This is a genomic window from Pseudaminobacter soli (ex Li et al. 2025), assembly GCF_029892515.1.
Lineage (GTDB): Bacteria > Pseudomonadota > Alphaproteobacteria > Rhizobiales > Rhizobiaceae > Pseudaminobacter > Pseudaminobacter soli_A.
Genome location: NZ_JARXVF010000001.1, coordinates 1051321 through 1064968 on the forward strand (window position 1 = coordinate 1051321; position 13648 = coordinate 1064968).

Genomic DNA, 13648 nt, shown 5'->3' on the forward strand with positions numbered 1-13648 from the left:
CGAAATCCGGGAAGCCATGATGAACTATCAGCGATTTTTCGAAGAAGCTATCGACCAGCTTCACGCCGAACGACGCTACCGCGTCTTTGCCGATCTTGAACGTATCGTTGGTAAATTCCCGCGAGCCATATACAGGGCGAACGGCCAGGCCCAGGAAATCACCGTCTGGTGCTCCAACGACTATCTCGGCATGGGCCAGCATCCGAGTGTCATCGGCACCTTCCAGGATGCGGCCGGCCAGATGGGCTCCGGCGCCGGCGGCACGCGTAACATCTCCGGCAACAACCATCCGCTGGTCGAGCTTGAGCATGAGCTCGCCGACCTGCACGGCAAGGAAGCCGGCCTCGTCTTTACCTCGGGCTTCGTATCGAACGAGGCATCGATCTCGACGATTGCCAGGCTGCTGCCGAACTGCCTCATCCTCTCCGACGAGCTGAACCATGCCTCGATGATCGAGGGCGTGCGTCGCTCGGGCACGGAGAAGAAGATCTTCCGCCACAACGACGTTGCCCATCTCGAAAGCCTGCTGCAGGCTGCCGGTCGCGAGCGCGCCAAGCTGATCGTGTTCGAATCGGTCTATTCGATGGACGGCGACATTGCGCCGATCGCCGAGATCGCCGACCTCGCCGAAAAGTATAACGCCATGACCTATATCGACGAGGTCCATGCGGTGGGCATGTACGGCCCGCGCGGCGGCGGCATCACGGAACGTGAGGGGCTGGCGCATCGCATCGACATCATCGAAGGCACGCTTGCGAAGGCATTCGGCACGCTTGGCGGTTACATCACAGGCAATCGTTCGGTGATCGATGCCGTGCGCTCCTACGCGCCGGGCTTCATCTTCACGACCGCCCTGCCTCCGGCAATCGCTGCCGCGACCACCGCTTCGATCCGTCATCTCAAGAATTCGCAGGCCGAGCGCGACGCGCAGCAGCGCCAGGCGGCGCAGACCAAGCATATTCTCTCCGAGGTCGGCCTGCCGGTGATGCCTTCGGCCACCCACATCGTGCCGATCCTGGTCGGTGATCCCGAGCTCTGCAAGATGGCATCCGACCGCCTGCTCGGCGTGCACGGCATCTACATCCAGCCGATCAACTATCCGACCGTTCCGCGCGGAACGGAGCGCCTGCGGATCACGCCGACGCCGTTCCATGACGACGCGCTGATCGAAACGCTGAAAGATGCGCTCGTCGAGACCTGGAACGCCCTGGGCATCCCCTATCGCACCTCCGACCAGCCTTCGGTCGCGAAGTCCGAGCGGATCATCCCGCTGCTGGTTCCGAAGTCGGGCGGCTGATCGCCTGGGCTTCGGCCCTGCCACCTCATGGATTTTTGACGGCTTCAGCAGGCAAGCGAATGGCGCTTGCCTGACCGATACGGCTCAAGCCGTCGTTGGGTAAGGCTTTGCCTCGCCAAGCATCTGTTCAATTAGAAGAAGGTGGGCGACCCGTGCGTAACGTCTCGGGCGCGCATTGGCGCCATCCGCATGGCGCAGGCAAAGACCTCATGTGGCCTCTGCCTATGGTCCGGTCGAAGCGCTGGCCTCGACCGGCGGCTTGCCGGCAGCATGGCTGCCAGCGCTTTATTTCACCAGGCGAACCCAGCCGTGATTGTCGGCAACGTTGCCGCGCTGAATGCCGACCAGGCTGGCGCGCAGGCGGGCGGTCACTTCGCCATCGCCGCTGTTGCCGATCGAGAACGAGCCGTCCTTGAAGCGCACCGAGCCGATGCCGGCCACGACGGCGGCCGTGCCGCAGGCAAAGGCCTCGCGCAGCTTGCCGCTCTCGGCATCCTTGCGCCACTGCTCGAAGGAATAGGGCTTTTCCTCAACCTTGAGGCCAGCCTCCTGGGCGAGCTTGAGGATCGAGTTGCGCGTGATGCCCGGCAGGATGGTTCCGCCGAGCGGCGGGGTGATGAGCGTGCCGTCGTCCATGACGAAGAACACATTCATGCCGCCGAGCTCTTCGACCCAGCGATGCTCGGCCGCGTCGAGGAACACCACCTGGTCGCAGCCATTCTTGGTCGCTTCGGCCTGGGCGATCAGGCTCGCCGCATAGTTGCCGCCGCACTTGGCAGCACCGGTGCCGCCGGGTGCGGCGCGCGTGTAATCATCCGAAACCCAGACGGTGACGGCCTTGTAGCCGCCCTTGAAGTAGGCGCCGACCGGCGAAGCGATGACGCAGAAGATGTATTCGGATGCCGGACGCACGCCCAGGAAGGCTTCGCTGGCGAACATGAACGGGCGGATGTAGAGGCTGCCGTCGCCTTCCGGAATCCAGTCCGCGTCGGTGCGCACCAGCGCCTCGACGGCTTCGATGAACAGGTCTTCCGGCACCGCGGGCATTGCCATGCGCTCGGCCGACATCGCCAGACGGCGCGCATTCTCTTCGGGACGGAAGAGCGCGATGCCATCCTTGGTCCGGTAGGCCTTCATGCCTTCGAAGATTTCCTGCGCGTAATGCAGTACAGCAGCGGCGGGATCGACGGAGAACGGCGCGCGCTCCTTGACCTCGGCGTCATGCCAGCCATTCTCGGCGTTCCACTTCATCGTCACCATGTGATCGCTGAAGACCTTGCCGAAGCCGGGGTTCTGCATCATGGCCGCGCGCTGCTCGGGCGAGGTCGGCGAAGGATGCTTGATGTGTTTGATGGATGCCTTGTCTGTCATCGGATGTACTTTCTCGGTGTCGCCGAAATTTGCAGACTGCATAGTCCACTCCGGCAAGGGTTCGCAACAGCGATAGGTGAAAAAGGGTGAGCCTTAGGTGCTCCTTATCCACCCGGCGAGGCGTGTCGCGGCCTCCTCGAGCTGGTCGAGGCGGCGATGGAAGCAGAGGCGGAAGAAGGCCTCTCCCCCCTCCCCGAAGGCTGTGCCGGGAGCCAGCCCGACATTGGCCTTGTCGACGATCTCGAATGCAGCGCTTCTTGAATCGTCGATGCCATCGACGGAGAAGAACAGATAGAACGCGCCCTGCGGAGCAATGATCCGCGCACGCCCGGTCTCGCCCAGGATGCCGCAGACCAGATCGCGCGCCTGTCGTGCCCGCTCGATCTGAGAGGCCAGGAACTCGTCGCCATGCTCCAGCGCAGCTATCGCGCCGCGCTGCATAAACTGAGCAACGCCCGAGGTCGAATATTGGATCAGGTTCTCGAAGGTCTGCTGCAGCGATGGGTGGACGCGCAGCCAGCCGATGCGCCAGCCGGTCATCGCCCAGTTCTTCGAAAACGTGTTGACGAAGAGGACACGGTCCTCATCCTCCATGATGTCCATGAAGGACGGCGCCCGCGCGCCGCCGTAGTAGAACAGCGCGTAGATTTCGTCGGCGATGATCCAGAGGTTCTTGCGGCGCGCGAGATCGAGGATAGCCTTCAGCGTCTCGATGTCGGCCGTCCATCCAGTGGGGTTGGACGGGCTGTTGAGGAAGATCGCTGTGGTTCGCTCCGTCACAGCCGCTTCGATCTTGCCGACGTCGCACGTCCAGCCGTTGTCGGACTGATCCAGCCTGACTGCGACCGGTTTTGCACCCGCTACGCCCGCGGCGCCCGGAAAATTGGGCCAGGCCGGCGTCAAATAGATCACCTCGTCGCCCGCACCGGCCGTTGCCTGCAAAGCAAGCTGAATCGCCTGCATGCCGCCGCCGGTAACGAGGAACTCCTGATCGCTGAAGCTGCGGCCGAAATGGCGCTCATGGTAGCGGGCAAGCGCCACACGCAGTTCGGGTATGCCGCGCTGCCAGGTATAGAAGGTTTCGCCGGCGCTCAGTCCCCGCGCTGCCGCATCCGAAATGAAGGACGGGGTCGGCAGGTCGCCCTCTCCCGCCCAGAGCGGGATGAGGCCTTCGCGGCCGCGGCCATAATTGGCGACGGCAACGATGCCGCTTTCAGGGGCAAGCCGGGCTTCGCTTCGCAGACTGTCAATTAGGGTCATGTCAGGTCCTGATGATCGCCAAAAATTGCTAGCCGGTTTTCCAAGGCTCGAAAATAGAAAACCCCAGCCACAATGACCGGGGTCTTCGAACTTTGATTGCTCCAGCCGGGCCTATTTCTTCGCCAGCAGATCACGGATTTCGGTCAGAAGAGCGACCTCGGGGCCCGGAGCGGCAGGAGCGGCCGCCTTTTCGGCCACGAGCTTGCGGCGCATGGTGTTCACGGCCTTGACCATCAGGAAGATGATCCATGCCAGGATCAGGAAGTTGATCACCACCGTCAGGAAGGCGCCATAGGCGAAGACGGCGCCCTGCTTCTTGGCCTCCACCAGCGTGTCGGCCGTGACCTTCGAAGAGAGCGGCAGGAAGTAGTTGGAGAAATCGAAGCCGCCGACGATGGCGCCGATGACCGGCATCACGATGTCGGCAACCAGCGAATTGACGATCAGGGTGAAAGCGCCGCCAATGATGATACCGACCGCCAGGTCGATCACATTGCCCTTCGAGATAAATTCCTGAAATTCCTTAAGCACCTGACCCTCCTGGTAAATCCTGGCTTGCAATCCTGGCGACTGCATCCGCGACGCAGCGCATTGCGCCATGATAGCAAAAACCCTGAATTGCAAAATCCGGAAAATCGCGCCCCGGTTTCAGAAAAACACCAGCATCGTCAACAGTCTACAGGGCAGCGATAGACAAGGGCGGCAAGCTATGCTTGCCTTTCCGAAAAGGACGCGCTCGGCGAGGAGGGGTGAGCAAGCGTGCAGGGTTGGGCCGTCGTCATCATCGCAGTCGCCTATGTGACGCTGCTCTTTGTCATCGCCAGCCTCGGCGACCGGCGTGCGGCGCGCCGTGGCTCAGGGCGGCCCAGGCTCGGCATCTACGCGCTTAGCCTGGCCATCTACTGCACGTCGTGGACCTTTTTCGGCTCGGTGGGGTTGGCTTCCGAACGGGGTTTCGAATTCCTCGCCATCTACATCGGGCCGACCCTGGTCTTTGCCTTCGGCTTTCCGCTGCTCAGGCGCATCGTCAAGCTGGCCAAGGCCGAAAAGATCACCTCGATTGCCGACTTCCTAGGCGCCCGCTACGGCAAGAGCTTCGCTGTAGCCTCCATCGCCACGCTGATCGCCACCGTGGGGGCGGTGCCGTACATCGCCCTGCAGCTCAAGGCGATCTCGGGCTCGGTCAGCCTGATGGTCGAGCACTACAGCGGCTCGCCGCCCTCCTTCGACCCGTTTGTCAGCGATATCTCGCTGGTTGTGGCAATGCTTCTGGCGCTGTTTGCCGTCCTGTTCGGCACGCGCCATGCCGATGCCACCGAGCATCAGGACGGCCTGGTGCTGGCGGTCGCAGTGGAATCCGTGGTCAAGCTCGCCGCCTTCCTGACGGTCGGCATCGTGGTCACGTTCCTTTTCTTCGGCAGTCCCGGAAACATGCTGGAGGCGTTTTCGGCGAACGCCAATGTCGAGCAGGCGATGGGCTATACGACCTCGCTCGGCACATGGTTGGTTTCCACGATCATCAGCGGCTTTGCCATCATCATGCTGCCGCGGCAGTTCTACGTGATGATCGTCGAAAACCGCAGCGAAAAGGAGCTGCGCAAGGCGACGTGGGTTTTTCCGCTCTACCTTGTCGCCATCAACCTGTTCGTGTTGCCGATCGCCTTTGCGGGCCTGGTCATGGTCGGGCAGCGCACCAGCAGCGACCTCTACGTGCTGTCGGTGCCGCTGCTTGCCAACAGGGATTTGCTTGCCATGATCGCCTTCATCGGCGGGCTTTCGGCGGCCACCGCCATGGTGATCGTCGAGAGCGTGGCGTTGGCGATCATGATCTCCAACGACCTGATCATCCCGCTTTTCGTGCGGCGCCTGCTGAAATCCCAGAGCGGAGAGAACGAGGACTGGTCGAACCTGATCCTCAACATCCGGCGCGCCGCGATTTTCGTGCTCCTGTTCGTTGCCTTTCTCTACTACCGCGAGAGCACCAACAATGCGCGGCTGGCCTCCATTGGCCTGATGTCCTTCGCAGCCATCGCGCAGTTTGCCCCGGCCTTCTTCGGCGGCCTGATATGGCGCCGGGCCAATGCGCGCGGTGCGGCCCTGGGCATGACGGCCGGCATAATCGGGTGGGCCTACACCCTGCTCCTGCCGTCGCTCGCCGCGCCAGGCACGCCGATCATCGCCAACGGCCTTTTCGGCATCGAGGCCCTGCGGCCGCAGGCCCTGTTCGGCACCGTCGCCGAGCCCCTGAACCACGGCGTGATGTGGAGCCTTGCAATAAACGCGATCTTCTTCGTGCTCGGTTCGCTGTCGCGCGCTTCGGTGCCGCTGGAGCGCATCCAGGCGGCCATCTTCGTGCCGCGCGACGCCAGCCCGATGCCGAGCCTGCGCCGCTTCCGCACTGCGGTGACCGTCAACGACCTAAAGGACACGATCTCGCGCTACCTGGGTGTCGAGCGCACCGAACGGTCCTTCCACACTTTCGAAATGAACGACGGCGTGAAGCTGAACGGCAACGAGCCAGCCAGCATGGAAGTCGTGCGCTTTTCGGAGCAGTTGCTGGCCAGTGCCGTCGGCTCCTCCTCGGCGCGGCTGATCCTGTCGCTGCTGTTCAAACGCCACGACAACTCTTCGCGCGACACGTTCCGCCTACTCGACGACGCGACCGAGGCGCTGCAGCAAAATCGCGACCTTTTGCAGATCGCGCTCGACCAGATGGAACAGGGCATCACGGTCTTCGACCAGGATTTCCGCCTGACCTGCTGGAACCGCCAGTATCGGCTGCTGTTCGACCTGCCCGACGAATTGGGACAGGTCGGCGTCTCGCTCGACCAGATACTGGGCTTTCTGGCTGCACGGGGCGACATCACCGAGCAGACGCGCCTGTTCGTGCTCAACCGCCTGACCAATTTCGAAAGCCCCTGGCAGCTCGAATTGCGCACGAGCGGGCGCATCATCGAGCTGCGCTCCAATCCAATGCCGGATGGCGGCATCGTCGCCACCTATGCCGACATTTCCGCGCGCGTAGCAGCCGATCTCGCCCTCAAGCGCGCCAATGAATCGCTCGAACAGCGTGTCCGCGACCGCACGGCCGAGCTGACCCACGTGAACGAGGAACTGGCCCAGGCACAGATGCTTGCCGAGGAGGCCAATCTCGGCAAGACGCGCTTCCTGGCGTCAGCCGGCCACGACATTTTGCAGCCGCTCAACGCCGCCCGGCTTTATTGCTCGTCGCTGATCGAAACCGCCGGCAAGGGGGCGATCGGAGATGCAGCGACAAACATCGAGTCATCGCTGGAATCGGTCGAAACGATCCTTGGCGCAGTGCTCGACATTTCGCGTCTTGATGCTGGGGCGATGAAACCCGTCGACACGGTATTCCGGCTCGACGGGCTGCTGCGCCAGATCGGCACCGACTTCCAGCCACTAGCGGCTGAGAAGGGGCTGAAGCTCGCCATCATGCCCTCGTCGCTGGCCGTGGAGACCGACCGCAACCTGCTCAGGCGACTGATCCAGAACCTGGTTTCCAATGCCATCAAATATACCCGCAGCGGCCGCATTCTCGTCGGCGTCAGACGGCGCGGCGAACTGGCCGAGATCCAGGTCATCGACACCGGCATCGGCATTCCCGCCGACCAACTCAACACCGTGTTCCGCGAATTCTTGCGCCTCGACGAAGGCGCGCGTGAGGCCGAGGGGCTCGGACTTGGCCTGTCGATCGTCGACCGCATCGCACGAGTCCTGCGCCTCGAACTTCAGATCTTTTCCGATCGCGGCATGGGCACGCGTTTCTCAGTTGTCATGCCTGTGACGAAGGCACGGGAGGAGAGCCTCGTCGCGGAGGCAAAGCCCCAGTCCGCACCCGGCATGGCACTCAACGGCCTGACCGTGTTCTGCATCGACAATGACTTCCGCATCCTGGAAGGCATGCGCCTGCTGCTCGAAGGCTGGGGTTGCGATGTCCATACCTATTCCAGCCTGCGGGACTTCGAGGCCGCTCGCCCGACGGATCGACCAGACGTCATCCTGGCCGACTATCATCTCGACGGCGGCGAAAACGGCCTCGACGTGATCGCCGACCTGCGCGCCATCCATGGCCGCGACACGCCGGCTGCGCTGCTGACTGCAGACAGGTCGAACGAAGTGCGCTCGGCGGCCGACGAGCTCGACGTGCCGGTGATCAACAAGCCGATCAAGCCGGCCGTGCTGCGCTCGACGATGATGCGGCTTCGGCGCATGGCGTCCGCAGCGGAATAGCCCGGGCGCTCCTACTGCACGGTCGGGCGCGGGTCGCCGCCGATCTTCGCAAGCAGGATGACCGCCTGCGTGCGGCTGTCTACGCCCAGCTTCTGCAAGATGGCCGAGACATGCGCCTTGATCGTCGCTTCCGAGACGGAGAGCTCGTAGGCGATCTGCTTGTTGAGCAGCCCCTCGCCCAGCATGCCGAGCACCCTCGCCTGCTGCGGCGTGAGCGATTGCAGGCGCTTGATGAGGTCGGAAACCTCGGGATCGCGTTCGACGCCGATGTCGACGCCAGCCGGCGCCGCAACGCCCCCCGACAGCACCGTCTGCACCGCACAGCGAATATCGTCCATGCTCGCCGACTTGGAGATGAAGCCCGAGGCGCCGAGCTCCAACGCCCGCCGGATGGTTTCCGGCTCGTCATGGGCCGATACCACCACCATCGGCACATCCGAATGGATGCCGCGCAGCGAGATCAGGCCCGACAGGCCGCTGGTACCAGGCATCGAAAGGTCGAGCAGAAGAAGGTCGATATCCTCGTTGGCGGCCACCAGCGACTTGGTGGATTCGAAGTCGCCCGCCTCGAGGATGGTGGTTATTTGAGCCACGCCCGACAGGGCCTGTTTGAGTGCTCCACGAAAAAGCGGATGATCGTCGGCGATCACGAACTTGTAGCCTGACGGCAAATGCCTACCCTCCCCAAATCCTCGCTTGTCGTTTTTGTTAGGCGCGGGATCTTTCGGGGCATTATGCGGCGATGAACGCTCTTTTCAAGCGTCCTGCGAGTAGAACTGCCGCTGAGATGAGCAGACGGATGAAAATCAGTGCAAAACCCGGAGGTCAGGTCTTGTTGGGCGCCAGCGGTGGCTGAGGCTGCTGGTCCGGTGCCTTCTCTTCCTTGTCGAAGTCCTTGACGATGTCCATGAAACGCCGGAAGAAGCGCTCCATATAGCCCATGCCCTTTTCGAACTCCTCTTCGTTGGGCAATGCGGGCGTCTGAAAGGCCGGCCGGTTCCTCTCAAGCACGGCGACGCGATCCTCAAGCGCCTTCAGCGCACTCTGCAGTTGCTCGATCTGTGTCTGGTAGGCCTCGCGTTCGTCCGCCGCGAGCTTGCATACGAGCTGTCCCGAGCGCTCCTCGCAGAGCGACATCGCGCCAGTCTGCGTGTCCATCCGCACATAGCCGTTCTCGGTCTTCTCAAGCCGGTAGTGGTCCTCGGCGGCCTGCGCGCCTGCAACTTGCGAGATGAAAACCGTGGCTGCGGCGATGACGATGGGGCGCATATTTTCCTCCATTCGCAAGCGGATTGTCAGGCTGCGCTTCGTTTGCGCCGGAAATTGGGTACGGGCACCCAAGCGCGTCTTTCCCCCCATCCGCTTTCGGACTATAGGGCTCTGATGCGACAGATCATCTACAAGATATGCCCTGAATCGCTTTGGCGCGAGGCCGAGGCCGTGGGAACCTTCACCGGCGCGCCCATCGACCTCGCCGACGGTTTCATCCATTTCTCGACTGCAGAGCAAGCACAGGAAACGGCGGCCAAGCATTTTGCCGGGCAGAATGGGCTGCTGCTGGTCGCCATCGACGGGGAAAAGCTGGGCGACGCGCTGAAATACGAAGTTTCGCGCGGCGGCGCCCTCTTCCCGCATCTCTACGCCCCGCTCGACCTCAAGACAGTGCTTTGGGTCAAGCCGCTGCCGCTTGATGGCGACGGCATCCACCAGTTTCCGGTGCTGGAATCCTGATGAGCCTTTTCGACACGCTCGGCCGCAACCTGCTTTTCACGTTCGATCCCGAGACGGCGCATGGGCTTTCCATCAGGGCGCTGAAATGCGGCATTCCGCTCCCCGGCCGAACGGTTTCTAGCCCTCGGCTGCGCGTGTCGCTTTGCGGGCTCGACTTTCCCAATCCGCTCGGCATGGCGGCCGGCTACGACAAGAATGCCGAGGTCCCGGATGCGCTGCTGCGGCTGGGCTTCGGCTTTGCCGAAGTCGGCACGGTGACGCCGCTTCCGCAATCCGGCAACCCAAAGCCTCGCATCTTCCGCCTGACCGAAGACGAGGCCGTCATCAACCGCCTCGGCTTCAACAATGAAGGCCATGAACGCTGCGAGCAGCGCCTTGCCGCCCGTGCGGGTCGTGGCGGCATCGTGGGCGTCAACATCGGCGCCAACAAGGACAGCGCCGACCGCATTGGCGACTACGAGCTTGGGGTGAAGCGGTTTGCCCGCTACGCCAGCTACCTGACCGTCAACATTTCCTCGCCCAACACGCCTGGCCTGCGCAACATGCAGGCGCGGGAAAGCCTCGCCGAACTGCTTTCCCGCGTGGTTACGGCGCGCGATGCCGAGACTCAGCGGCTCGGGCGCAAGGTCCCCCTATTCCTCAAGATCGCACCGGACCTGCACGAGGCGGATCTCGAAGACATAGCCGCCGAGGTGACGGAGAAGGCGATCGAAGGCGTGATCGTGTCCAACACGACGATTGCGCGCCCGGCCCTCGCCAGCACGGAAAACAAGGGCGAAAGCGGTGGCCTCTCGGGCAAGCCACTGTTCGAGCGCTCGACCATAGTGCTGGCAAAAATGCGGCGACTACTCGGGCCCGACTTCGCCATCATCGGCGTCGGCGGCGTGAACTCCGCCGAGACCGCGCTGGAGAAAATCCGCGCCGGCGCCGACCTCGTGCAGCTCTATACGAGCATGGTCTATGCCGGGCCCGCACTGCCGGCGCGCGTGGTGGCCGGCATGGCGAGCTTTGTGGAGAGCCAGAACATCTCGAGCCTTCGCGAAATCCGCGATTCCCGGCTTGCTGATTGGGCCGATCGTCCGATCGGCTGATCAACCCTCGGAAAAGGTCGCGCGAACGCTTCTCGGAAGGATCGCCATGAGGCTGAGACCGCGTGCGATGAGGAAGATGTGCAGCGCGGCCCACAGGCCGTGATTGCCGAAGAAATGGCCGAGAAGCAGCAGCGCCGCGACGAAGACGGCGAAAGACAGCAGCATCATGTTGCGCATGTCGCGTGACCAGGTGGCGCCGATGAAGACGCCGTCCATCTGGAAGGCCATGACGCCGCTGATTGCCGTCAGCGCTGCCCACGGCAGATAAAGGGCTGCCTCCTCCCTGACCGAGGCGGCCGTGGTGATGATCCCGATCAGCTGGTCGCCGAAAAGCAGGGCGATGACGCTTGCGACGCCCGCCATTCCAAAGCCCCACAAAGACGTCAGCCGGATCGCGCGGTTGAAGGCCGGCAGGTAGCGGGCGCCGACCGCCCTGCCCGCCAGTTGCTCCGCCGCAGTCGCAAAACCGTCCAGGAAATAGCTCGACACCATGAAGAAGTGCATCAGCACCGCATTGGCCGCGAGCGTCAGCGTGCCAAGTTGCGCGCCCTGACGTGTCAGAAGGGTGAAGGCGCCCATTAGCACGAATGAGCGGATCATGATGTCGCCATTGAGCGCCAGCATGCGCCGCAGCGCCGTCGTCGCGAAGACCTGGGGCCAGACCACCTTGGGCATGGCAATGAAGCGCCGGCCGATGATCGCCAGGCCCAGCAGTGCGGTTACGATCTCGCCGCAGACAGTACCCCAGGCGACGCCCGCTACGCCCCAGCCGAGCCGCAAGCCAAACCAGATGGAGAGGACGATGTTGACGCTGTTCAGCACGAGTTGGAGGAGCAGGCCAAGATTGGCCTCGCCGCGCCCGAGGAAATAGCCAAGGATGGCGTAGTTGAGCAGGGAGGCCGGTGCCGAAATCATCCGGATGCGGAGGTAGCTGTCCATGGCGGCAGTGACGCCCGGCTCGGCGCCCATGAACCATTCGCCCATCGTGGCAACCGGCGGGACGAGCAGGACCAGCGCCAGGCCGCAGGCAATCGCTATGGCACAAGCGCGTAGGAAAACCGCGCGCTCTTCCAACGACTCACCCCGGCCGAATGCCTGTGCAACCAGGCCCGTGGTGCCCGAGCGCAGGAAATTGAAGCTCGCGAATACCACGTCGAAGATGATCGCCCCGGCCGCAAGGCCGCCAAGCAATGCCGGGTCGCCGAACTGCCCCACCACCGTCGTGTCGACCAGCCCCAGCAAGGGCGTGGTGACATAGGCAACGGTCATGGGAATGGCGATGGCCAGAACGAGGCGATTGTTCACCTCGAAAGCCTTCGAACCCGGCGTGATCGATGAAGCTTGGTTCACGACTAGCCTTTCCCTTTGCCGAGTTGCCAGATTTGCAACATACCCCCGCTGCGGCGCAAGGCCCGTCTGTCAGGAGACCGTTGATGCAGAGGGCTGTCACCGGCTCCGGAACGAGCTACAAAGGACATCATGGCGCTGCAGCTTGTCCATCACCCTGATTATGACGCGGGCTTTACGGCTGACCATCGTTTTCCGATGGGCAAATATCGCCTTCTTATGGAAATTCTGAACGAACGCGGCCTGGCAAACGGCAACCTGCATCCTGCCGAGCCCGCGCCCTCGAGCCTGCTCGGCGTGGCCCACGACCCGCGTTACGTCGAACAGGTGATCGCCTGCGCGGTGCCGGAGCGGATCGAACGCGACATTGGCTTTCCGGTTTCGGCGCGCGTTTCCCGCCGCGCCCAACTTGCGGCAGGCGGCACCATGCTGGCGGCCAAGCAGGCGCTGCGGCACGGTATTGCCTGCAACACCGCCGGCGGCAGCCATCATGCCCGGCATTTGCAGGGGGCCGGCTTCTGCACCTTCAACGACGTCGCGGTGGCAGCACTAGCCTTGCTTGCTGATGAGCCCGACATGAAAATCCTGGTGGTCGACCTCGATGTGCACCAGGGCGACGGCACCGCCGACATCCTCCGCAGTGAGCCGCGCGTTTTCACCTTTTCGATGCACGGGGAGCGCAATTACCCGACGCGCAAGATCGCTTCCGATCTCGACATCGCTCTTCCGGATCGGACCGGTGACGACGCCTATCTCGAAACATTGCTGGAAACGCTGCCGAAACTATCGTCGATCGCGCGCTGGGACTTGGTTTTCTTCAATGCGGGCGTGGATCCGCATGCCGAAGACCGTCTCGGCCGGCTGTCGCTGAGCGACGAGGGCCTGCGCCGGCGTGATCTGGCCGTCATCCGGCATTTTCGGGAGCAAGGCGTGCCCGTCTGTGGAGTGATCGGCGGCGGCTATTCGCGTGATGTGCCGGCACTGGCACGCCGGCACGCGATATTGTTCGAGGTTGCCTCGGCCTTTGGCTGATCAGCGGCGATAGCTCAAAAGCCGCAGGACGACGAAGGCCGGAATGACGACGGCGGCGCCCAGTATGAAATAGCCAACGAAGCGGTCTATCGCCTTGAAACCCATGTTCCAGATCTGCACGACGAAATCGCGCAGCTGATAGAAGATATCGTAGGGCGACCAGCCGAAGAAGCTCATGGCGATGCCGGCGAGAAACGACACCACCACCAGCTTGAGAAACACCCGAAACGGGGTGTCGCCGAGAAAGCGCGTAAGTTCGGACAAG

Annotated in this window: 12 protein-coding genes; 5 read left to right on the forward strand and 7 right to left on the reverse strand. The window is 63.0% G+C overall.

Annotation, left to right across the window (positions count from 1 at the left end; all coding sequences use genetic code 11):
• Positions 1–19 precede the first annotated feature (19 nt).
• Positions 20–1297: a 5-aminolevulinate synthase gene (gene hemA, locus M2281_RS04995; RefSeq protein WP_280819983.1), complete on the forward strand. Its 1278-nt coding sequence runs from the start codon at positions 20–22 to the stop codon at positions 1295–1297.
• A 285-nt stretch (positions 1298–1582) separates the two neighbouring features.
• Here the strand turns inward: hemA and M2281_RS05000 are convergent, their stop codons facing one another.
• From M2281_RS05000 to mscL, 3 genes are all read right to left on the reverse strand, one after another.
• On the reverse strand, positions 1583–2668 hold the full coding sequence (locus M2281_RS05000) for a branched-chain amino acid aminotransferase (RefSeq protein ID WP_425537703.1): 1086 nt from the start codon (positions 2666–2668) through the stop codon (positions 1583–1585).
• Between the two features lie 93 nt (positions 2669–2761).
• Positions 2762–3928 carry a pyridoxal phosphate-dependent aminotransferase gene (locus tag M2281_RS05005; protein ID WP_280819985.1) on the reverse strand — a complete coding sequence of 389 codons (1167 nt, stop codon included), beginning with the start codon at positions 3926–3928 and terminating at the stop codon, positions 2762–2764.
• A 111-nt stretch (positions 3929–4039) separates the two neighbouring features.
• Complete coding sequence (gene mscL / locus M2281_RS05010; RefSeq protein WP_280819986.1) at positions 4040–4459, reverse strand: large conductance mechanosensitive channel protein MscL; 420 nt, start codon at positions 4457–4459, stop codon at positions 4040–4042.
• 228 nt (positions 4460–4687) lie between these two features.
• On the opposite strand from mscL, the gene M2281_RS05015 reads away from it, so the two are divergent.
• Positions 4688–8182, forward strand: coding sequence for a PAS domain-containing hybrid sensor histidine kinase/response regulator (locus M2281_RS05015; protein ID WP_280819987.1), 3495 nt, complete (start codon positions 4688–4690; stop codon positions 8180–8182).
• 11 nt (positions 8183–8193) lie between these two features.
• Here M2281_RS05015 and M2281_RS05020 read toward each other — a convergent pair whose 3' ends face one another.
• Positions 8194–8853 (reverse strand): response regulator transcription factor, encoded by a 660-nt coding sequence (locus M2281_RS05020; RefSeq protein WP_280819988.1) that lies wholly within the window; start codon positions 8851–8853, stop codon positions 8194–8196.
• Positions 8854–9007: 154 nt separating this feature from the next.
• The gene (locus M2281_RS05025; RefSeq protein ID WP_280819989.1) at positions 9008–9451 is read right to left on the reverse strand and encodes a hypothetical protein; all 444 of its coding nucleotides are present in this window, start codon (positions 9449–9451) and stop codon (positions 9008–9010) included.
• 114 nt (positions 9452–9565) lie between these two features.
• Here M2281_RS05025 and M2281_RS05030 point away from each other — a divergent pair, with 114 nt between their 5' ends.
• Both M2281_RS05030 and M2281_RS05035 read left to right on the forward strand, forming a co-directional pair.
• Positions 9566–9913, forward strand: a complete 348-nt coding sequence (locus M2281_RS05030; protein ID WP_280819990.1) for a DUF952 domain-containing protein — start codon at positions 9566–9568, stop codon at positions 9911–9913.
• Positions 9913–11004, forward strand: coding sequence for a quinone-dependent dihydroorotate dehydrogenase (locus M2281_RS05035; protein ID WP_280819991.1), 1092 nt, complete (start codon positions 9913–9915; stop codon positions 11002–11004). The genes M2281_RS05030 and M2281_RS05035 overlap by 1 nt, the downstream gene beginning before the upstream one ends.
• On the opposite strand, the gene M2281_RS05040 is transcribed toward M2281_RS05035, so the two are convergent.
• On the reverse strand, positions 11005–12273 hold the full coding sequence (locus M2281_RS05040; protein WP_280821120.1) for an MATE family efflux transporter: 1269 nt from the start codon (positions 12271–12273) through the stop codon (positions 11005–11007). It abuts the gene before it with no gap.
• Between the two features lie 210 nt (positions 12274–12483).
• On the opposite strand from M2281_RS05040, the gene M2281_RS05045 reads away from it, so the two are divergent.
• Entirely contained in the window at positions 12484–13383 is a 900-nt protein-coding gene (locus M2281_RS05045; RefSeq protein WP_280819992.1) for a histone deacetylase family protein, read from the forward strand.
• On the opposite strand, the gene M2281_RS05050 is transcribed toward M2281_RS05045, so the two are convergent.
• Positions 13384–13647, reverse strand: coding sequence for a DUF6460 domain-containing protein (locus tag M2281_RS05050; protein WP_280819993.1), 264 nt, complete (start codon positions 13645–13647; stop codon positions 13384–13386).
• Position 13648: the final 1 nt, after the last annotated feature.